Annotated in this window: 18 protein-coding genes; 10 read left to right on the top strand and 8 right to left on the bottom strand. The window is 72.5% G+C overall.

The genetic code is table 11. From position 1 onward, the window contains the following. Window positions 1–136 precede the first annotated feature (136 nt). Window positions 137–679, top strand: a complete 543-nt coding sequence (locus AC067U_RS29240) for an NUDIX hydrolase (protein WP_478832792.1) — start codon at window positions 137–139, stop codon at window positions 677–679. Window positions 680–782: 103 nt separating this feature from the next. Here AC067U_RS29240 and AC067U_RS29235 read toward each other — a convergent pair whose 3' ends face one another. The 5 genes from AC067U_RS29235 to tdh form a co-directional block, all read right to left on the bottom strand. After that, window positions 783–4,928: an nSTAND1 domain-containing NTPase gene (locus tag AC067U_RS29235; protein ID WP_478832791.1), complete on the bottom strand. Its 4,146-nt coding sequence runs from the start codon at window positions 4,926–4,928 to the stop codon at window positions 783–785. Window positions 4,929–4,932: 4 nt separating this feature from the next. Next, window positions 4,933–5,280: a CU044_2847 family protein gene (locus AC067U_RS29230; protein ID WP_478832790.1), complete on the bottom strand. Its 348-nt coding sequence runs from the start codon at window positions 5,278–5,280 to the stop codon at window positions 4,933–4,935. A 407-nt stretch (window positions 5,281–5,687) separates the two neighbouring features. Continuing rightward, the gene (locus tag AC067U_RS29225) at window positions 5,688–6,602 is read right to left on the bottom strand and encodes a LysR family transcriptional regulator (RefSeq protein WP_478832789.1); all 915 of its coding nucleotides are present in this window, start codon (window positions 6,600–6,602) and stop codon (window positions 5,688–5,690) included. Window positions 6,603–6,741: 139 nt separating this feature from the next. Then, window positions 6,742–7,956, bottom strand: coding sequence for a glycine C-acetyltransferase (locus tag AC067U_RS29220; RefSeq protein ID WP_478832788.1), 1,215 nt, complete (start codon window positions 7,954–7,956; stop codon window positions 6,742–6,744). A 165-nt stretch (window positions 7,957–8,121) separates the two neighbouring features. Next, window positions 8,122–9,153, bottom strand: a complete 1,032-nt coding sequence (tdh, locus tag AC067U_RS29215; protein ID WP_478832787.1) for an L-threonine 3-dehydrogenase — start codon at window positions 9,151–9,153, stop codon at window positions 8,122–8,124. 362 nt (window positions 9,154–9,515) lie between these two features. Between tdh and AC067U_RS29210 the strand changes: the two genes are divergently transcribed. Next, window positions 9,516–10,424 carry an alpha/beta hydrolase fold domain-containing protein gene (locus tag AC067U_RS29210; protein ID WP_478832786.1) on the top strand — a complete coding sequence of 303 codons (909 nt, stop codon included), beginning with the start codon at window positions 9,516–9,518 and terminating at the stop codon, window positions 10,422–10,424. Window positions 10,425–10,573: 149 nt separating this feature from the next. On the opposite strand, the gene AC067U_RS29205 is transcribed toward AC067U_RS29210, so the two are convergent. Then, a complete protein-coding gene (locus AC067U_RS29205; protein ID WP_478832785.1) occupies window positions 10,574–11,314 on the bottom strand; it encodes a class I SAM-dependent methyltransferase in 741 nt (246 codons plus the stop codon). Window positions 11,315–11,820: 506 nt separating this feature from the next. Here AC067U_RS29205 and AC067U_RS29200 point away from each other — a divergent pair. From AC067U_RS29200 to AC067U_RS29180, 5 genes are all read left to right on the top strand, one after another. Then, window positions 11,821–12,507: a hypothetical protein gene (locus AC067U_RS29200; protein WP_478832784.1), complete on the top strand. Its 687-nt coding sequence runs from the start codon at window positions 11,821–11,823 to the stop codon at window positions 12,505–12,507. Next, window positions 12,504–13,940: an MAB_1171c family putative transporter gene (locus tag AC067U_RS29195; protein ID WP_478832783.1), complete on the top strand. Its 1,437-nt coding sequence runs from the start codon at window positions 12,504–12,506 to the stop codon at window positions 13,938–13,940. Before AC067U_RS29200 ends, AC067U_RS29195 begins: the two co-directional genes overlap by 4 nt. Continuing rightward, window positions 13,937–14,935: a dihydroxyacetone kinase subunit DhaK gene (gene dhaK, locus AC067U_RS29190; RefSeq protein ID WP_478832782.1), complete on the top strand. Its 999-nt coding sequence runs from the start codon at window positions 13,937–13,939 to the stop codon at window positions 14,933–14,935. Before AC067U_RS29195 ends, dhaK begins: the two co-directional genes overlap by 4 nt. 104 nt (window positions 14,936–15,039) lie before the next feature. After that, window positions 15,040–15,720, top strand: a complete 681-nt coding sequence (gene dhaL, locus AC067U_RS29185; protein WP_478832781.1) for a dihydroxyacetone kinase subunit DhaL — start codon at window positions 15,040–15,042, stop codon at window positions 15,718–15,720. Beyond that, on the top strand, window positions 15,717–16,145 hold the full coding sequence (locus AC067U_RS29180) for a PTS-dependent dihydroxyacetone kinase phosphotransferase subunit DhaM (RefSeq protein WP_478832780.1): 429 nt from the start codon (window positions 15,717–15,719) through the stop codon (window positions 16,143–16,145). The genes dhaL and AC067U_RS29180 overlap by 4 nt, the downstream gene beginning before the upstream one ends. 72 nt (window positions 16,146–16,217) lie before the next feature. Here the strand turns inward: AC067U_RS29180 and AC067U_RS29175 are convergent, their stop codons facing one another. Next, entirely contained in the window at window positions 16,218–16,601 is a 384-nt protein-coding gene (locus AC067U_RS29175; protein WP_478832779.1) for an RNA-binding S4 domain-containing protein, read from the bottom strand. Between the two features lie 134 nt (window positions 16,602–16,735). Here AC067U_RS29175 and AC067U_RS29170 point away from each other — a divergent pair, with 134 nt between their 5' ends. From AC067U_RS29170 to AC067U_RS29160, 3 genes are all read left to right on the top strand, one after another. Continuing rightward, window positions 16,736–17,131, top strand: a complete 396-nt coding sequence (locus AC067U_RS29170; RefSeq protein WP_478832778.1) for a TOBE domain-containing protein — start codon at window positions 16,736–16,738, stop codon at window positions 17,129–17,131. 58 nt (window positions 17,132–17,189) lie between these two features. After that, on the top strand, window positions 17,190–18,011 hold the full coding sequence (gene modA / locus AC067U_RS29165) for a molybdate ABC transporter substrate-binding protein (RefSeq protein WP_478832777.1): 822 nt from the start codon (window positions 17,190–17,192) through the stop codon (window positions 18,009–18,011). A gap of 108 nt (window positions 18,012–18,119) precedes the next feature. Next, a complete protein-coding gene (locus AC067U_RS29160; protein ID WP_478832776.1) occupies window positions 18,120–20,072 on the top strand; it encodes an ABC transporter permease in 1,953 nt (650 codons plus the stop codon). Between the two features lie 115 nt (window positions 20,073–20,187). Here the strand turns inward: AC067U_RS29160 and AC067U_RS29155 are convergent, their stop codons facing one another. Next, window positions 20,188–20,739 carry a GNAT family N-acetyltransferase gene (locus tag AC067U_RS29155; protein ID WP_478832775.1) on the bottom strand — a complete coding sequence of 184 codons (552 nt, stop codon included), beginning with the start codon at window positions 20,737–20,739 and terminating at the stop codon, window positions 20,188–20,190. Between the last annotated feature and the right edge of the window lie 25 nt (window positions 20,740–20,764).

Here is a 20,764-nt window from a genome sequence, read left to right as displayed (position 1 = left end):
ACACCTAACACCTCAACACCCTCCCTCGTACCTACCTGACACCCACTCAACCCCAAAGTACGACGTCCGTCAAACTTCGAAGCCCTTCGTACAATGACCGCACACATCCACCACGTGAGAGCAGGCAATTCACCCCATGCGCTGGACCGTTCACGGCGAACAGACCATCATCGACACCCCCTGGGTGCGCCTCCATTCCCTGGACGTGGAACAGCCGGACGGCGCCCGGGTCGCCTACGACGTCGTACGACTCCGTGACCTGGCCGTCACGGCCGCCGTCGACGACCGGCAGCGCGTCCTGATGATGTGGCGCCACCGCTTCGTGACGGACACCTGGGCCTGGGAACTCCCCATGGGCCTGGTCGAGGGCGACGAAACCCCGGCAACGGCCGCCGCCCGCGAACTGGAAGAGGAAACGGGCTGGCGCCCCGGCACCCTCCACGACCTGATCTACGCCCAGCCGGCCGCCGGCATCACCGACGCCCAGCACTTCGTCTTCCGCGCCGACGACTGCCACCGTGTCGGCGCCCCGACCGAACGCAACGAGTCGGACCGCATCGAATGGATCCCGCTGTCCGACGTCCCCGCGATGATCGCCCGCCGCGAGATCGTCAGCAGCGCCACCCTGGTGGGCCTGATGGCCCTCCTCCTGAACACGAACCCGAACCGCAGCGCGTAGCGATCTCTCATGGCGGCCAGGCGGACCTGCCGTCGGCGTACGGCGTCCGCATCCGGTCGCCAGTGGCGTAGCGGGTGCCGGACAGGGTCGCGTGTGCCCCGCATCAACGTGAGGGGCACACGTGGCCGACCGACTGGCCCGGCATGTACGCTGCCCGCTCCTCCGGGGTGAGGTCGCGGTTGACGGCATGACAGATCTTCCGGATCGCTGCGGCGGGCCGGGAGGGGACGAAATCCCACAGCCGAGCCGTCTTGTCCATGCTGGCGGTGGCGAGGGTATGTCCGTCGCGGGTGAACGCTACTGACCACACTCCTCCTGTGTGGCCGGTCAGCGTGGTGCGGCTCTCGCCGGTGGCCACGTCCCACAGCCGCACCGTCTTGTCGAGGCTGCCGGTGGCCAGGGTCTTCCCGTCAGGGCTGAACGCAACCGAGGACACAATGTCACCGTGGTCGGTCAGGGTGACGCGCGTCCTCTCCGTGCCGACGTTCCACAACCGCGCCGTAAAGTCATGGCTGGCGGTGGCGAGGGTATGTCCGTCGGGGCTGAACTCCACTGAGTTCACCGAAGCAGTGTGGCCGTTCAGCGTAGTGCGGCTCTCGCCGGTGGCCACGTCCCACAGCCGCACCGTCTCGTCGTCGCTGCCGGTGGCCAGGGTGCGTCCGTCAGGGCTGAACGCCGCCGAGTTCACCCCTCCCGTGTGGCCGGTCAGGGCGCGGTTCTTGTGGGTGCCCACGTCCCACAGCAGCACGCTGCCGCAGCCGCAGCCGGTGGCGAGGGTGCGGCCATCGGGGCTGAACGCCACCGACCACGCCCCTCCTGGGTGGCCGGTCAGCGGCGTGCGGCTCTTGCCGGTGCCCACGTCCCACAGCAGCACCGTCTCATCGAGGCTGCCGGTGGCCAGGGTGCGCCCGTCAGGGCTGAACGCCACCGACCACACCGCATCGGCGTGGCCGTTCAGGGTGCGGCTCTTGCCGGTGGTCACGTCCCACAGCCGCACCGTCTCGTCGGCGCCGCCGGTGGCCAGGGTGCGTCCGTCAGGGCTGAACGCCGCCGAGTTCACCTCGTCCGTGTGGCCCGTCAGCGGGGCGCGATTCGTACCCGTGGCCACGTCCCACAGCCGCACCGTCTCGTCGGCGCTGCCGGTGGCCAGCGTGCGTCCGTCAGGACTGAACGCGACTGACCACACCGCATTTGTGTGACCGGTTAGTGGGGTGCGGCTCTTACCGCTGGCCACGTCCCACAGCAATACGGTGCCATCGCTGTCACCGGTGGCGAGGGTATGCCCGTCGCGGCTGAACGCCACTGAGTTCACCGAATTCCTGGGGCCCTTCAGCATGCGGCTCTTACCGCTGGCCACGTCCCACAGACGCACGGTGTAGTCGAGGCTGCCGGTGGCGAGGGTGCGTCCGTCGGGGCTGAACGCCACCGAGTTCACCTCGTCCGTGTGGCCGGTCAGCGGGGGCCGGCCTTTGCCGGTGGCCACGTCCCACAGCCGCACCGTCTTGTCGTAGCTGCCGGTAGCCAGGGTGCGTCCATCGGAGCTGAACGCCACTTGGCTCACCGCGTCGCCGTTTCCGGTCAGCGTAGTGCGGCTTTTGCCGGTGGCCACGTCCCACAGCCGCACCGTCTTGTCGTAGCTGCCGGTGGCCAGGGTGCGTCCGTCGGGGCTGAACGCCACCGACAACACCTCATCTGTGTGGCCGGTCAGCGGGGGGCGGCCTTTGCCGGTGGTCACGTCCCACAGACGCACCGTCTTGTCGAGGCTGCCGGTGGCCAGAGTGCGTCCGTCAGGGCTGAACACCGCCGACCACACCTCGTCTGTGTGGCCGGTCAGCGGGGGGCGGCCTTTGCCGGTGGCCACGTCCCACAACCGCACCGTCTTGTCGTCGCTGCTGGTGGCCAGGGTGCGTCCGTCGGGGCTGAACGCCGCCGAGTTCACCTCGTCCGTATGGCCGGCCAGGCGCCGCTGCAGTGGGAGGGCCGCGGCGGTTGCCAGGCTTTCGATGGCCTCGGGAGTATGGCTGGTGCGGTACGCCTTGATGGCCAGCAGCGCGGCGAGGTCGGGGTTGGCGCTGATGAGCGTGTTGGACTGGGCGGCAAGCTGACGTGACGAGGCCGCTTGACGTTGGGCATCGGCTGTCCGCCACTGCCAGATGGCTCCGCCCACGGCGACGAGCGCGAAGGCGAGGAGGGTGGCCAGGATTGCGTTGAGGCGTCTGCTTCGCCGGATGACTTCGTGTTGGTGTTGCCCGCTGGCGGTGAGGAAGGCCGCGATGTCGCCCGGTAGCCGGCGTTGCTGCGACCATTCGAGGCCTTCCGCGAGTGCCGTTCCCCCGAGCAGGTCGCCGGTGTCCGTCCCTTCGGCCCAGCGGGCGCGCCGTTCACGGGTGCGGTCGAGCCACTGCTGGAACTGGTGGTCCTGGCCGACCCACTCGTTCAGGGTGCCCCAGTCCTGGATGAGCGCGTCATGGATCAGTTCGGCCACCGGCGGCCCCGCAGGGGCGTCGGGGTGTCCGGGGGTTCGGGGTGTGTGGGTGGTGATGATGCGGCGGCGGGTGAGGGCGGCCAGAACCTCGTCGATGTCGTGCTCGCCGTTGGGCACCGCGTTGGGGTCGGAGGCCAGGTCGCGCAGTTCCCACAGCGGGACCTGCGCGCGGATGGCGGGGATGTGGTGGGCGGGATCCGCGGGTCGGACCAGGGAGGTCAGGATCCGCTGGGCAATGGGCCGGTGATCGGGGGGAAGCTGGTTGAGGGCGGTGTCGCACCAGGTGGTCAGGCTGCCGGTGACTCCGCCGATGCGCCGGTACGCGTCATGGGTGAGGTAACCGTCCTGGCGCCTCTGCCACAGCTGGCTGAGCGTCAACTCCAGCAGGGGCAGCACGGTGACGGGTGCCTCCCGGGCCGTGGCCCCCTCGGGAGTGGTGGCCAGGACGTCGTTGACGATCTGCTCGGGCAGCCCGTCCTGGAAGCGGGCTCCCATGGCCTGGGCGGGCAGGGTGATGATGTCGTGCAGGTCCTGCTGGCTCAGGGTGCTCGGCACGTTGAGCAGCCCCGGCATCGCCGCCTCCAGCATCCTGGCCAAGGCTGCCAGCTGGGGGTAGAAGTCGTCGCGCATGATCAGGATCACGCTGAGCTCGGCGTGTGACTTGACCGCCGTGGTGATCTGGTCGGTGGCGGCAACCCGGCGCTCCTGTTGCGGGCCGATGACAGGCTGGGCCAGCAGCTCTTCGAACTGGTCGATGATCAGGACGGCGCGGTCGTACTGCGGTTCGGCCGCGAGCCTGCGGGCAACCGCCGCGGCGATGCCGTCGGTCGTGACCCCGGGCAGACCGGCACGCTCCAGCTCGGCCAGCAGGTCCTGCCTCGGCCGGGCGAGGACGGGCAACCACCGGTCGCTGCCCGGCAGTTCGCCTGCGGCCAGCGCCGGCAGGACACCGGCTTCGACCAGTGACGACTTGCCCGAACCGGAGGGCCCGAGCAGCAGCGTCAGCCGCTGCTGATGGGCAAGGTTCGCCAGTACCTGCCGCACCGCGTCCTTCCGGCCTTGGAACCACTGGGCCTGCTCTGCGGTGAACGGCTCCAGCCCCCGATACGGGCACACGTCCTGTTCGGTCAGTTCCGGCCAGATCTCGCGCAGTACCTGCGTCGGCGTGACGTAGGCGATGCCCTGCCCCCTTTCGTACGCGTCGGGGGCGGTGATCTCGGTGAGCATGCCGATGACCAGGCCGGTCACCTCGTCGAGGACCGGCCCGCCGCTGAACCCCGTGGTGAGGTCGTTGGCGTCCGTCAACTGCAGGTGCGCACCACCGCGCCCGGCCGACGGAAGCAGATCACCCGCGACGCCGAACCCGAAGTGCCCGCCCGGCGGGGCGTGGGCGGGGAACCCGAACGAGCGCACCTGATGCCCCCGACAGCCTGCCGCGGAGCCCAATGGCAACACCGCCGTATTCGGCGGGGTACTGCTCAGACGCACCAGGGCCACGTCTTCGTCCTCAGGGTCCCGCCAGGGCGCGTCCAGGACCAGCCCCTCGACCTGAGGCACACCCACCGCATGTGGGAACGTCAGCCGCACGCTCTCGCCGGGCCCGGATCCGGCCCCGCGTACGACGTGCGCGCAGGTGACCAGAAGGTCCTCGGAGAGCAGGAACCCCGCGCCGGCCACCCCGCCCTGCGTCCCGAGGATCTGGGCCACGGCGGGGAGCAACCCCGAGGCACGGTCACTGTCCGGACCGCTGCCGGCGGTGCCCACGGGATCAGCCCGCCCTCTCGTCCGTACCGGGATGGCCGGGACGGTCCCTCTTCCACAGCACGCTGACTTTCAGGTGGGCGTGGGCGCTGCTCTTGGTGATCACGGCCCCGGCCTCGACCGCGAGGTCGACGCCGAACTCCAGCGTGATCTCGTCAGGGCGGGCCTTGCGCAGCTGTTCGAGGGTGGCGTGGACGGCCTCGGTGACCGGTTCCAGAGCCTCTTGCAGACTCCCCGACAGGTCATGGACGGCATCGCTCACGCGGCCGGCCTTCACGGGCCCGTCCAGCGCGGCCGGAGCCTCCAACAGCACGCAGCCCCCACCCTCCAACGGAATCCGAGCCAGGGGTGCCACGGCTCCTCCTCGGCCTGTCGTGTGCCCGTCGTGCTTGTCGTCGTCGGCGCGGACGAGCAGGAAGGGGGCAACTCGGGGGTCTCGGTCAGCATCACCGGATTCGGCACGGAACGCATCCCGAGTGGGCCGTCCGCATCAGACGGGTCCGGGCCACGCCGCAGCCGCCCCAACCCGCCCGGCTGGGATCGTGGCGAACACCAACGACGGGCTCGCCTAGGCACGTGCTTGCGGCCGGATCGGCGGGCGCCGGCCCAAGCTCACCGCGGACCAGGCCGCGCGCGCCCAACGGCTCTACGACGAGCGGGAAAAATCGGTCCAGCAGATCGGATCTCCCCGACCCTGGTCCGGGATTGGGACAGAACAACCAGCCCTCTCGTTCGGGCGAGGCTCCCGCGGCCGGCCGCCCCTCAGTCCCGCCGCAGATGCGCCGACTCCCGCACGAGTGCCTCCAGCACCGGAGCGAGCAGGGGATGCGACTCCGCGCCCCGCCTGGTGGCGGCGAAGACGCGGCGCGTCACGGAGAACCCGACCACCGGGCGCACGCGGACCTCCTTGAGGTCCATCCCCCGCAGTGCCGAGCGCGGGACCAGGGCAACCCCCGCGCCCACCCCCACCAGCGCGACCACGGCCCGGAAATCGTCCGAGGAGTGCACGAACCGCGGCGCGAAACCGGCCGACTCGCACGCCAGCAGGGTCACGTCGTGGCACGGGTTGCCCGGGTACTGGCCCACCCAGTCCGCCTCGGCCAGGTCCGCCAGTGCGACCGACGGCTGGTCCGCGAGCGCGTGTCCCGGCGGCAGTACCGCGTCAAAGGGCTCGGCGTACAGCGGGACCACCGAGAACCGCACGTCGTCCGTGCCCGGGCCGCCCCGGTACTCCACGGCCAGCGCGACATCGGCCTCGCCGTCCAGCACCATCGGCAGGCTCTGGTCTCCCTCCGCGTCGCGGACCCGCAGCCGGATCCCCGGCCGGTCCACCCCGAGCCGGGCGATGACCGGAGCCAGTACCTCCGCGATGCCGGTGGCGAAGGCCGCCACCGTGACCTCCCCCGAGGCACCGCCCGCGTACGCCGCGAGCTCCGCTTCCGCGCGCTCCAGTTGAGCCAGCACCTCATGGGCGTGCTCCAGCAGGATCTCCCCGGCCGCGGTCAGCCGGACGCCCCGTCCGCTGCGGGTCAACAGGGCGTGCCCGGTCTCCTGTTCCAGGGCCGCCAGCTGCTGGGACACGGCGGACGGGGTGAGGTACAGCGCTGCGGCCGCGGCGGTCACCGTACGGTGGTCCGCCACGGCCCGCAGGATGCGCAGCCGGCGGGGGTCGATCACCCCACCATCATCTCAGCCCTCGAACGGCCTGGTGCCCGCCTCCTGCCTCAGCCCGGGGAAACGCCCCGCCCCGCCTCAGCCCAGGGAAACAACCGGCCTCCACCCCACCCAAGCCCAGGGAGAAGACCGGCCCCCCGCCTCAGCCCTGGGAAGCCGGGGCGCCCAGCGCCGCCCGGGCGTCCACGAACGCGGCCACGGCCCGCTCCACGTCCTCGGTGGAGTGCGCGGCCGACAGCTGCACCCGGATACGGGCGGCACCCATCGGCACGACCGGGTACGAGAAGCCGATCACGTACACGCCGCGCTCCAGCAGCAGCTCCGCCATGCGGGCCGCCTCCGCCGCGTCGCCGATCATCACCGGGGCGATGGCGTGGTCGCCGGGCAGGATCTCGAAGCCGGCCTCGGTCATCTTCGTGCGGAACAGGGCCGTGTTCGCGGCCAGCCGCTCCCGCAGGTCGCCGGCCGACTCCAGCAGGTCCAGGACCTTCAGCGAGGCCGCCGCGATGACCGGGGCGAGGGAGTTCGAGAACAGGTACGGGCGCGAACGCTGGCGCAGCAGCTCCACGATCTCGGCACGCGCGGCCACGTAACCGCCGCTCGCGCCGCCCAGCGCCTTCCCGAGCGTGCCGGTGATGATGTCGACGCGGTCCATGACCCCGTGCAGCTCGGGAGTGCCGCGGCCACCCGCCCCGACGAAACCGACCGCGTGCGAGTCGTCGACCATCACCATCGCGTCGTACCGCTCCGCCAGGTCGCAGATCTCGGCCAGCGGGGCGACGTACCCGTCCATCGAGAACACGCCGTCGGTCACGATCAGCTTGCGCCGCGCTCCGCCCTCGGTGGCCTCCTTCAGACGGGCCTCCAGCTCGGCCATGTCGCGGTTGGCGTAGCGGAAGCGGCGGGCCTTGGACAGCCGGATGCCGTCGATGATGGAGGCGTGGTTGAGGGCGTCGGAGATCACCGCGTCCTCGGCACCGAGCAGGGTCTCGAAGACGCCGCCGTTGGCGTCGAAGCACGACGAGTAGAGGATCGTGTCCTCCTGGCCCAGGAAGGCCGAAAGGCGGGCCTCAAGCTCCTTGTGGACCTCCTGGGTGCCGCAGATGAAGCGGACGGAGGCCATGCCGTAGCCCCAGCGGTCCAGGGCCTCCTTGGCGGCGGCGGTCACCTCGGGGTGGTCGGCCAGGCCCAGGTAGTTGTTGGCGCAGAAGTTGAGGACCTCGCCGGGGGTGCCACCCGCCGTCACCTCGACGGCGGCGCTCTGCGGGGTTCCGATGACCCGCTCGGGCTTGTGCAGACCGGCGGAGCGGATCTCGTCGAGGGTGGCGCGGAGGTCGTCGCGGACGGACGTGAACATGTACGGACTCCTAGTGCGGCAGTGCGTGCGGCGAAACGGAGGGAGGGCCGGACCCCGCGGAGGGGGAGGGAGGGTGCGGGGCCCGGCCGGGGGGAGTGGCTCGGTGGGGCCGTGCCGTGCGGCGCCGTGTCGTACGGTGCCGTACGGCACGGCGCCGCACGGGCCCTAGACGGCGGTCCAGTCCAGGATGATCTTCCCGCTGCGCGCGGTGGCCGCCTCGTCGAAGGCCGCCTCGAAGTCGGTGTAGGCGTACCGGCCGGTGATCACCGGGCTGAGGTCCAGGCCGCCCTCCAGGAGCACGGTCATCGCGTACCAGGTCTCGAACATCTCGCGCCCGTAGATCCCCTTGATGGTGATCATCGAGGTGACGATCTTGGCCCAGTCCACCGGGAACTCCTGTGCCGGCAGCCCCAGCATGGCGATCCGGCCGCCGTGCGTCATGTTGTCGATCATGTCGCGCATGGCCTCCGGCCGGCCGGACATCTCCAGGCCGATGTCGAAGCCCTCACGCAGCCCGAGCTCGCGCTGCGCGTCCGCGATCGTCGACTCCGCGACGTTGACGGCCAGCGTGGCGCCCGCCTTGCGGGCCAGTTCCAGGCGCTCCGGGCTGACGTCGGTGATGACCACGTTGCGGGCACCGGCGTGCCGGGCGACGGCCGCGGCCATGATGCCGATCGGGCCCGCGCCGGTGATCAGGACGTCCTCGCCGACCAGCGGGAAGGACAGGGCGGTGTGCACCGCGTTGCCGAACGGATCGAAGATCGCGGCCACATCCAGGTCCACCCGGGTCCGGTGCACCCACACGTTCTGCGCGGGCAGCACCACGTACTCGGCGAACGCGCCGTCCCGGCCGACGCCGAGACCCAGCGTGGACCGGCACAGGTGGCGGCGGCCGGCCAGGCAGTTGCGGCACTTGCCGCAGACCAGGTGGCCCTCGCCGCTGACCAGCGCGCCGACCTCGATGTCCTGGACGTCGGCGCCGACCGCGGCGACCTCGCCGACGAACTCGTGGCCGAGGACCAGCGGGGTGCGGACGGCACCCTGCGCCCACCCGTCCCAGGAACGGATGTGCAGGTCGGTACCGCAGATCCCGGTCCGGAGCACCTTGATCAGCACGTCGCCGGCGCCGTACTCCGGCTCCGGCACGTCCATGAGCCACAGCCCGGGCTCGGCCTTGTGCTTGACGAGTGCCTTCATGGGTGGGCTCCAGGCATGTGAGGGGGCGAACGCGACCGGCAGGTCGACGCGCAGAGTCGGCAAGACCGGCACGGTCGACAGACCACAGACCGCTGCTGTGACCGGTGCGGCGTCTGGGACGAGACCAATCTGCCGAGGCCGATGGTGATCAGTCCATCGAGGATTTCTTAAGCGGGCCGACAGCAAACCTTCATGCCTGGACGTTCACCGCAACGACCGCCCCCCGAGCCCCTACGGAGCGTGTACCGGCCCTCACCGGAAGGTTCACCCGTGCACGCCCCTGCACCTCGCTTGACCTGCACCTCTATGCTCCTCCCGTGACCGGGGTAGGGCAGGGAGCAGGAAGCGGGGAGGTGGCGGGCGTGCCGAGTCTGCGGAGTCGGGCGCTGACGGCCGCTCTGATGGCGGCCGGACGGCGAAGACGCTTCGCGTCCGCCGAGGCGGTCCGTGACCAGGTGGCACGTTCCGCGCGGCGGCCGGCCTCACACCTGCCGCCGCGCTCACTGGGCCGGGTCGCGGAGGTCTCCCGTACGTTCGTGGGTGCCTGGCCGGTGTACGACGCCGTGCCGCGCGGGGCCGAGCCGGTCACCCGGGTCCTGTACATCCACGGCGGCAGCTACATCGACGAGCTGGTCCGGCCGCACTGGTCCCTCGTACGGACGCTGGTCACCGAGGCACGGGCGCACTGTGTGGTCCCGGCGTACGTCCTGGCCCCGCGCGGCACCGCCGACCGCACCGTTCCGGTCGCCGCCGACCTGCTGAGCGGGCTCATCGCGAGCAGCGGGGACGGGGGCACGGTGCTGATCGGCGACTCGGCGGGCGCCGGTCTGGCCCTCGCCGCCGCACAGCGGCTGCGCGACCGCACCGGTGCGCAGCCCACACGGATCGTGCTGATCTCGCCCTGGCTGGACGTGAGCGTGAGCCATCCGGACCAGGCCGCACTGGAGGCGGCAGACCCGATGCTGGCCCTGCCGGGGCTGGCCGAGGCCGGCCGCCTCTACGCGGGCACGCTCGACCTGGACGATCCGTTGGTCAGTCCGCTGCACGGGGCCTTCGCCGGGCTGGCCCCGATCACCGTGTTCACGAGTACCCGGGACGTCCTGACGACGGACAGCCGGGAGCTGCTGCGCCGGGCGCGGGCGGACGGCGTCGAGGTGGAGTTCCACGAGGCGCCGGGACTGCCGCACACCTATCCGCTGCTGCCCGTGCCGGAGGGCCGGGCGGCCCGCGACCGGATCGTCTCCCTGGTCAGGGACGCGGCGGACGAATGACCGCGGCGCGGCCTCCGAAGGCACGACGCCCGACGGCCCCCGAAGGCACGACGCCCCCGGCACTGCCCCCGCCGGCACGGCCCCGGGGGCACAAAGCCGGTCGGCGAAGCGCCCGACCGCACGACGCCCGTCGGCGCGCGGCCCCGGCGTCAGGCCGTGCAGATCATCAGCGAGCTGACCGGCGCGGCCCGGTACGCCGTCCAGAACGCCTCGTCCCGGTCCCCGTCCGGCGGCGGGGTACGGCTCGGCTGCCAGCTGACCGAGGCGAAGCCCGCCTCGACCGCGGCTTCGGCGTACTCCCGGTGCGGCCACTCGCGGCAGGTGAAGGGCACCGGCGGATCGGTCAGGAAGGACAGCCGCAGGAGCGGGGCGTCCCCTTCCGGGATCCGCTCCAGGATGCGCAGCCCCCACGGCGACCAGTCCACGTGCGGGTAGGCACCCGGATTGGGCACGATCGCCAGCAGCCGCCCGCCCGGCCGGAGGCTGGCGCGGACCGCCCGGAACATGGCGTGCAGCGCGGTCCGGTCCTCGGCGTAGTTGAAGAGGTAGACCGCGGTCGCCAGATCGAAGGCGCCCAGGGGTGGCATTTCGGCCACGTCGGCCGTCACGTACTCGATGTCGTCGGCGGCATCGTAGGCCTTTGCCAGTCTGATCATTTCGGCGGAGATGTCCACGCCGACCGTGCGCCGTGCGCCCGCCCGGGCCAGCAGCCGGGTGTTGAACCCGTAGCCGCAGGCGAGATCGAGGACGTCGAGCCGCTTCACGCCGCCGAGCTGGTCGAGCACCGTGACGAGGGTGTGCGTGTCGGCGGCGGAGAACGCCGCCGTGCTCTTCGACTCCTCGAAGCGCGCGCCGATCACGTCGTACTGCAGGTGGTAGTCGTGCCGCATGCCCGCCATGCTCCCGCCGACGCCCGGACACCTACGGGCGCGGGAGCCGTGCGGTCCCCCGGACGGGTCGGCGTTCGGCTCAGTCGGTACGCCGTACGGGGTGCACGAGGGGCACCGGTGCGGGGCGGGCCGCGGTCCCGCATGAGGGCCGGGTGAGGGGGCGCGCGAGGGGCGCATGACGGGGCGCACAGCGAGGCGCACAGAGAGCGCTGGAGGGAGCGCGCAGTCCCGGCACGCGTCCTGCCGCATGCCCCCGCCGCCGGCGGCTCCCCACCCCGGGGCCGGATTTCCGGTCATCGCGCACGACTGGAACGATCATCGTCCGACCCGCACTTCGGCCGATAACTGGCGCCATTCGTCGGCAATACCGCACAACCAAGGACATGTCACTGCCCCAATTCGGGCACAGCGCACCTGCCGTGACGGCACGGCACGTCCGCGGAAAGGCTGGAGATCGGTCCCGGAACTGCCTTTCGGCCAGCGGAGACGGACTTTACGATCAGCCCGTGACCTTCACTCCACGGCTGAGCGGCAGCAGGCACGGCATGGGCATCAAAGCGATGCGCCGGACCCGGGACGCGATACTCCGCGGACTGGAGCTGCCCACGCCGGTGGACGCGCCGGGTGTGTTCTCGGCGCTGTGCGCGTCGATGGCGCGGCGCCACCGCCAGCCCGTCGAGTACCGGCTGGTGCGGTTCCCGGTGAGCACGGTCAGCGGCCTGCTCGTCAGGACCGAGCACCGCAACCTGATCCTCATCGAGGAGAACACCTCCACCGAGCACCAGCTGGGCATCCTGGGCCACGAGCTCTGGCACCTGGAGCAGGACGCGGCACGATCCTCCGGCCCCTCCTCCCGCCTGGACACCCGCCGGGGCGCGGGACCCGTCACGGGACCCGGCGCGGGAGCGGGCACAGGACCGGGCGCACCATTCGACGCCCACGCGGACATCCGCTTCGACGTTCACCCGGACATTCCGCCGTCCGCACACCCCTCCGCCCACCCGTCCGCCCGCCCCGACTGTTCCCGGAACGCCGACGCGGAAGCGGACTGCGAGATCTTCGGGTCCCTCGTCGCCGGTCACTGCATGCGCTGGCTGGACGGCGGCCCCCACACCCTGCCCCGCTCCTCCAGCCAGTTCGAACGCCGGCTGCACACCTCCCTCGGCCGACCGGGGCCCGAAGCGGTCTGGTGAACGAGAACTCCGGCTACTGGATCCTCGCCGGGGCGATGTGGAGCGCGTGCCTGATCAAGGCACCGGGCCTGCGCCATCGGCGGAGTCCCCTGTCCCTGACCGTGTGCGGCGTGCTGCTGTTCGGCGGCATCGCCTACTGCTGCGCGAACCCCGACGTGATCGGTGCGGTGAACGCGGCGACCGGCGTGCCCAACTTCTCCGCCCCGCTCGTCTACAGCCTGCTCACCGCCGAGAGCGCCCTGATCCTCACCCTGCTGGTGTACTGGCGGGAGGGACCGGAGGAACAGGCCCGACGGGCCGCCAGGCGCTGGCAGGCCGCCTACGGCGTGATCATCGCCGCGCTGGTGGTCCTGTTCGCGATCGGCGAGGCGCCGGAGGAGCGCCGGATCGACTTCGACACCTACTACGCCGAGACCCCGTACATCCGCGAGATGATCCTCCTCTACCTGCTGGCGCACACCGGGGCGGTGCTGACCGCGACCGTGCTGTGCATCCGCTGGTTCGCGAAGGTGGCGGGTCCGCCCTGGCTGCGCCGGGGGCTGCGGGTGCTCATCCTCGGCTTCGCCCTCAACTTCGGCCTGGACGTCTCCAAGTTCGCGTCGATCGGGGCCCGCTGGGCCGGTGGCGACTGGGAGGTGCTGAACAACAGCATCGCCCCGCTGTTCGCCTTCACCTCGACCCTGTTCATGTGCGTCGGTTTCATCCTGCCGTTGGTCGGGGAACGGGTGTCGGGCGCCGTGACGGACGTACGGACCTTCGTGCGGCTGGGTCCGCTGTGGCGGGCCCTGCGGTCCGCCGGCCCGGGCGTGGTGGTCGCGCTGCCCGTGCCGTGGTGGGAGATGGAACTGCGGGTGACCCGGCGGGTCGCGGAGATCCAGGACTACCGGCTCTCGCTGCGGCCGTACCGGAGCGACGCCGTCGCCGCGGGCGCCAGGGCCCGAGCCGTGGCCGCGGGCCTGTCCGGGGACGCCGCCTGTGCGGCGGTGGAAGCGGCGGTGCTGGCGGCCGCGCTGGCCGCCAGGATCGCGGCCGAGTGGAGCGGGGAACCCGAGCCCGAACTGGACGGCCCCGGCGTCACCCTGCCGCTGCTGGACCGGGACGCGCTGGTGCGGGTCTCCCGGCAGTTCAGGCGGCCGGGCCCGGGCCGCGCCGGAAGGACCGGCAGGAGCGAGGGCCGTGGCAGCAGCGGCGCGAACGGCAGCGCCCTCTCCGCGGCCCTGTCCACCGCCCTGTTCACGACCCTGTCCACGGCCCTGTCCACGGCCCTGTCGGCGGTCCTGTCCCGGAAGGCGTCCGGGAACGCGTCCGTGGAGGCGTCCGGGAAGGCCTCCGGCGGCCGGTCCGACGCACCGGCGCGGCCCTGGGCCCGTACCCGCCGAATCCGGCGCAATGGCCGCCCTCCGGAGGCCCGGTCGGGAAGGATGAGCCCATGACGATGCTCATCAACAGCCCCGGGACCGTGGTCGAGGACGCGTTGCGCGGGATGGCCGCCGCCCATCCCGAGCTGTCCGTGGACGTGGCACGGCGGCTCGTCGTACGCCGGGACGCCCCGGTGCCGGGGAAGGTCGGCCTGGTGTCCGGCGGCGGGTCGGGCCACGAGCCGCTGCACGCCGGGTTCGTCGGGCCCGGAATGCTCTCCGCCGCCTGCCCCGGGGAGGTGTTCACCTCGCCGGTGCCCGACCAGATGGTGCGGGCCGCTGCCGCCGTGGACGGCGGGCAGGGTGTGCTGTTCGTGGTCAAAAACTACACCGGGGACGTCCTGAACTTCGAGATGGCCGCCGAGCTGGCCGAGGAAGAAGGCATCCGGGTCGAGCGCGTCCTGGTGAACGACGACGTGGCCGTCGTGGACAGCCTGTACACGGCCGGCCGGCGCGGCACCGGAGCCACGCTCTTCGTCGAGAAGATCGCGGGCGCCGCGGCCGAGGAGGGCGCACCGCTCGACCGGGTCGCGGCCGTGGCCCGCAAGGTCAACGGTTCCTCACGCAGCTTCGGAGTGGCACTGAGCGCCTGCACCACCCCCGCGAAGGGCAGCCCGACCTTCGAACTGCCCGAGGGCCGGCTGGAGCTGGGCATCGGCATCCACGGCGAACCGGGCCGCGAGCAGCGCGCGGTCATGACCGCGCGGGAGATCGCGGAGTTCGCCGTGGGTGCCGTACTCGACGACCTGCCGGGGCCGGCCGACGGTCCGGTCCTCGCGCTGGTCAACGGAATGGGCGCGACCCCGCTCCTGGAGCTCTACGGGTTCGGCGCGGAGGTCCACCGGGTACTCGCGGAACGCGGAGTGCCGGTGGCCCGGACCCTGGTCGGCAACTACGTCACCTCCCTGGACATGGCGGGGTGTTCGGTGACGCTGTGCCGGGCCGACGAGGAGCTGCTGCGATGGTGGGACGCGCCCGTGCGGACCGTCGCGCTGCGCTGGGGCTGCTGACCGTATGGTGACCGCAGGCGGCGGTTCGAGGCAGGCCCGGGGCAGGCCCGAGTCAGGTCCGAGTCAGGTGAGGGTCGGGGCCGAGTCAGGTGCGAGGAGATCCGGTGCGTGACGCAGAGTTCTTCCGGCGCTGGATGGCGACCGTGGCGGCCGCGGTGGAGCGGGAGGCGGACCGGCTGACGGAACTCGACTCCCCCATCGGGGACGCGGACCACGGCAGCAATCTGCTCCGCGGTTTCACCGCGGTCGTACGGGAACTGGAAGCCGAGCGGCCGGAACTGCCGGGGGCCGTGCTCCAGCTGGCCGGGCGGACGCTGATCTCCACCGTCGGCGGGGCGTCCGGACCGCTGTACGGAACGCTGCTGCGGCGCACAGGCAAGGAGCTCGGCACGGCCGCCGAGGTCTCCGACGGGGACCTGCGGGAAGCGCTGGCCGCGGGCGTCGACGCGGTGGCCCGGCTGGGCGGTGCGGCGCCGGGCGACGCGACGATGCTGGACGCGCTGGTGCCGGGCGTCGAGGCGATGGGCACCTCCTACCGGGCGGCCGGGGACGCCGCGGAGAGCGGAGCCCTGGCAACGGTGCCCCTGCAGGCCCGCAAGGGCCGGGCCAGCTACCTGGGCGAGCGGAGCATCGGCCACCAGGACCCCGGCGCCACTTCTTCGGCCCTGCTGCTGGGCGCACTCGCGGACGCGGCAGAAGCGGCAGCAGCGGCAGACGCGCCGGACGCCCCGGTGGCCCCGGCGGACGGAGCGGAGCACGGAGCGGGACAGGAGGGCGGGGCATGAACGGTCCGGGTACGGACGGCGGCGCGGGTCCACTGGTGGGGATCGTGCTGGTGTCGCACAGTGCGCAGGTGGCCCGCTCGGTCGCGGACCTGGCCCGGGGCCTGGCGGCCGGAGGGCCGGTGGCGCCGCTGGCCGCCGCCGGCGGCACCGCCGAGGGCGGGCTCGGTACCAGCGCGGACCTGATCGTGGCCGCGGCGATGTCCGTGGACCGCGGCGCCGGGGTGGCCCTGCTGGCCGATCTGGGCAGCTCGGTGCTCACGGTGAAGTCGCTGATCGCCGAGGAGGAGCTGCCGCCGGGCGCCCTTCTGGTGGACGCCCCCTTCGTGGAGGGCGCGGTCTCCGCGCTGGTGACCGCCTCGGCCGGGGCGCCACTGGACGCCGTGGCCGCCTCGGCGGCGGAGGCGTACAGCTACCGGAAGACGTGACGGGGCAGCGGGTGCGGGGCGGGCGTCTCGTGGGCCCGCCCCGCACCGGAGGGTGTCCGTGCCCGCGGCCGGTCAGCGCCCGCGCAGCTCCTGCAGTTCGCGCCGATCGCGCTTGGTCGGACGGCCCGTTCCGCGGTCGCGAAGGCCGGTGGCGGCCTGCTCGACGCGGGTGGGCGGCGGCGGGCTGTTGTCGACGTACGCCTCCGCGGCGACGGGAGCACCGACCCGCTTGGTGAGCGTCTGCCGGACCACCACGATCCGTTCCCGACCCTCGTGGAAGAGGCGGACCTCGTCACCCGGCTTCACCGACTGGGCCGGCTTGGCACGGTCGCCGTTGACGCGCACATGTCCCGCGCGGCAGGCCGCCGCCGCAATCGAGCGGGTCTTCGTCAGGCGGACCGCCCAGATCCAGGCGTCGACCCGTGCCGAAGTCTGTTCGCTTTCCGTGGCTGCCATACACCGACTCTACCGATCCGGGCGCCGCGAACCGGAACGTTTTTTGGCAGATGCGACAACAGCCTCAGCACCTGCCATGGAGATGATCCCAAGAGAATTGCAAATGCGCCACGCATCCCCCTACCTTGTCGCACATGCAGTCCTACACCATCGGTCAGGCGGCGCGTCTGCTCGGCGTCAGTCCCGACACCGCACGCCGCTGGGCCGACGCCGGCCGGGTCGCGACCCATCGCGATGACAGCGGCCGACGGCTCATCGACGGCCGCGACCTGGCCGCCTTCTCCATCGAGTTGGGCCAGAACGCCCCGACCGAGGACGACGAGCCGTACACCTCGACCCGCAACGCCTTCCCCGGGATCGTCACCGCCGTGAAGCTCGGCGACGTATCCGCCCAGGTCGAGATCCAGGCCGGTCCGCACCGGCTGGTCTCCCTGCTCACCAGGGAGGCCGTCGAGGAACTCGGACTCCAGGTCGGCGTGCGGGCCACCGCCCGCGTGAAGTCGACCAACGTCCACATCGACCGCGCCTGACGCCGGACCGTCCGATCCCCGGACGCCGGACCGCGCCGCACCCATCGGAGTACCGCTCATGTCCCCGAAGACCTCGTTCCTGACCCGCCGCCGCGCCGCTGCCGCCGTGCTGTCCGCTGCCCTGCTGGTCCCGCTCACCGCCTGCGGTGGCGACAAGGACGGAAACAAGGCCGACGCGTCGAAGGCCTCGGCACCGTCCTCGAGCGCCCCGAAGGGCGCCAACCTGACCGTGCTCGCCGCCTCCTCGCTCACCGACGTGTTCAAGGCCGCCGGTGACACGTACCAGAAGAGCCACCCGGGCACGAAGATCACGTTCTCCTTCGCGGGCTCGCAGGAACTGGCCGCCCAGGTCAAGCAGGGGGCCCCGGCCGACGCGCTGGTCACCGCCGACACCAAGACCATGGACGGCCTGAGGGCGGAGACCGGCACGCCGGCGATCATCGCCAAGAACCGCCTGGTCATCGCCACCGGTAAGGGCAACCCGCACAAGGTCGGCGCCCTGAAGGACCTCGCCGACACCAAGCTGAAGGTCGTCCTCGCCGCGCCCGAGGTTCCGGTGGGCCGCTACAGCAAGCAGATCCTCGACGCCCAGAAGGTCGAGGTGAAGCCGGTCTCCCAGGAGCCCAACGTCCGTGCTGTGCTGAGCAAGGTCGAGCTGGGCGAGGCCGACGCCGGTCTCGTCTACAAGACGGACGCCTCCAAGTCCAAGGACAAGGTGGAGGCCGTGGAGATCCCGGACGAGCAGAACGCGGTGGCCTCCTACCCGGCCGCCACGCTGAAGGCGTCCAAGAACGCCGAGGCCGCGGCCGCGTTCGTCGCCTGGCTGAGCACGCCGGAAGCGCAGAAGATCTTCCAGGAGTACGGCTTCCAGCAGCCGTAACCGGCCGCCGGCCGTCCGAACCCCGGGCGAACACGCGGTGATCGACCCGCACGCCCCTGTCCTCCCCTGTCCTCCCCGGCCCCCGCTTCCGCCCTGCCAGGAACCCACATGCGCAGACCCCGTACCCGCCCGCCCGTCGCCCTCGCGCTGCCCGCGCTGCTCGCCGTGGCGTTCCTGCTCCTGCCGTTGGTCGGCATCCTCGTCCGGACCTCCTGGGGCGAACTCGGCGACCACCTCACCACGCCCGGCGTGGTCGAGGCGCTGAAGCTGTCCCTGCTGGTGTCGTTCTGGGCCCTCGGGCTGTCGCTGCTGCTCGGCGTGCCTCTCGCGTGGCTGCTGGCCCGGGTCGATTTCCCGGGCAAGGCGCTGGTGCGGTCGCTGGTGCTGCTGCCGATGGTGCTGCCGCCGACGGTGGGCGGTGTGGCGCTGCTCCTCGGGTTCGGGCGGCGCGGGCTGCTCGGACCGTGGCTGGAGGACACGTTCGGCATCACGCTGCCGTTCCACACGTCCGGCGCGGTGGTGGCGGCCACCTTCGTGGCGATGCCCTTCCTGGTGATCAGCCTGGAAGGGGCGCTGGGCGGTCTCCGGCAGCGTTACGAGGAGACGGCCGCCTCGCTCGGGGCCGCGCCGTTCCGGGTGTTCTGGACGGTGACCCTGCCGATGGTGGCGCCCGGCCTGATCGCGGGCGCGGCGCTCACCTGGGCGCGGGCGCTCGGCGAGTTCGGGGCGACGATCACCTTCGCGGGCAACCTGCCGGGGACCACGCAGACCCTGCCGTTGCAGGTGTACCTGCTGCTGCAGGACCAGCCGGAGGCCGCCACCTCGCTGTCGCTGCTGCTGCTCGCCATCGCGATGGCGGTGCTGATCGCGCTGCGCGGCCGGTGGAGCGGCACGCCCGTGGCGCGTGCGTCGGCGGCACCGGCTGCCGGGGGCGCCGGGGACGGAGACGCCGTGGGCGTCGGCGTCGGCGAGCCCGCGGTGGCGCAGGCCGGGGTGGCCCCGGCCGGCCGGGCGGTACCGGCCGAACGGTGGCCGCTGCACGCCGAGGTGACCGGCTTCAACGAGCTCACGCTGGCCGCGGAGCCCGGCACGACCATCGCCGTCGTGGGTGAGAACGGCGCCGGCAAGACGACGCTGCTGCGCGCCCTGCTGGGTCTCACCCCGCGCGCCCATGCCGAACTGCGGCTGGGCGACGCCGATGTCACGGCACTTCCCCCGCACCGGCGGCAGGTGGCCTGGGTGCCGCAGGACGGCGCGCTGTTCCCGCACCTGAGCGCGCTCGCCAACACCGCCTACGGTCTGCGCGCCCGCGGAGTGCCGCGCGCCGAGGCGCGCCGGGAGGCGCGGCAGTGGCTGGACCGGCTGGGTGTGGGCCACCTCGCCCACCGTCGGCCCCCGCAGCTCTCCGGCGGCCAGGCCCAACGGGTTGCGCTGGCCCGGGCGCTGGCGGCCCGGCCGCGGCTGCTGCTGCTCGACGAGCCGCTGGCCGCGCTCGACCAGACCACCCGGGCCCACGTGCGGCACACGCTGCGCAGCCACCTGGCCGGTTTCGGCGGGGTCTGCCTGATCGTCACGCACGACCCGGTGGAGGCGGTTTCGCTGGCCGACCGGGTTCTCGTACTCGCCGACGGGAAAGCGCTGCAGGACGCGCCGCCGGCCGAGGTGGCGCGGCATCCGCGCTCGCCGTGGGTGGCCCGGATGCTGGGCCGCAACGCGTGGCCCGGCAAGGCCGGTGCGGACGGCCTGGTGCTGGACGCCGGCGGCCGTCTGGTGGTGGCGGACCCGGTCGCCGAGGGCAGCCGGGCCCTGGCGATCATCGCACCGGAGTCGGTGTCCGTGCACCGGGACCGTCCGGGCGGCAGCCCGCGCAACGTGTGGCCGGGCACGGTCCGCGAGATGACCACGGTCGGCAGTCGGCTGCGCGTCCTGGTCACCTCCGCGGAGGCCCCCGATCTGGTCGCGGAGATTACCCCGGACGCGGCGGCCGAACTCGGCCTGTCCGACGGGGCCCCGGTCTGGACGAGCGTGAAGGCGACCGAGGTCACCCTCGTGGAGCTCTGACGCGCGGCCGCACGGGAGGGACCGGCCCGCCGTCCCCGGCCCGACAGCCACGGCGCATCAGCCGCGACGCGTCGGACCCGCCGTGTCGGACCCCCGTGTCGGACCAGCCGGCGCGTCAGACCACCCGGCGGGCCAGGACCTGTCCGGGCCAGGCGTCGGACAGGAAGGTCTCGGTGCGGCGGAAACCGTGGCGTTCGTAGTACGCGACCAGTTCGCCCCCGCCGCCCGCCCAGCAGTCCACGCGCAGCAGTTCCACGCCGGCCCGCCGGGTCTCCTCCACGGCACGGTCCAGCAGCGCCGCCCCGACGCCCTGTCCGGCGTACCGGCGGTCCGACACCAGGAGCCGCACGTAGCGTTCGGGCTCACCGGCCGCCGCGATCGGCAGCTGCGGGCTGGGCCCGGAGTCCAGCACCATGGCGCCCACCGGAGTGCCGTCCAGCTCGGCGATGTACGGGGCGTTCTCGGTGGTGTAGCGCCCGACCCGCTCCCTCCCGCCCGGCCGCCGCGAGTACGGCACGGTGCCCCACTGCTCGGTGTTGCCGCGCGCGTTCATCCAGGCGACGGCGGAATCGAGCAGGTCCAGGATGGCCGGTGCGTCGGCGGGGCCGCCGGGCCTGATCCGTATGCCGTGCGGCTGTGGGGTCCGGACGGAAGGGGCGTCGGTCATGCGCCGGACACTACCGGGCGGCCAC

It is taken from the genome of Streptomyces sp. NPDC043853 (assembly GCF_056436025.1).
The sequence above is the reverse complement of the archived record's forward strand: the minus strand, read 5'-3'. Positions and strand labels throughout refer to the sequence as shown.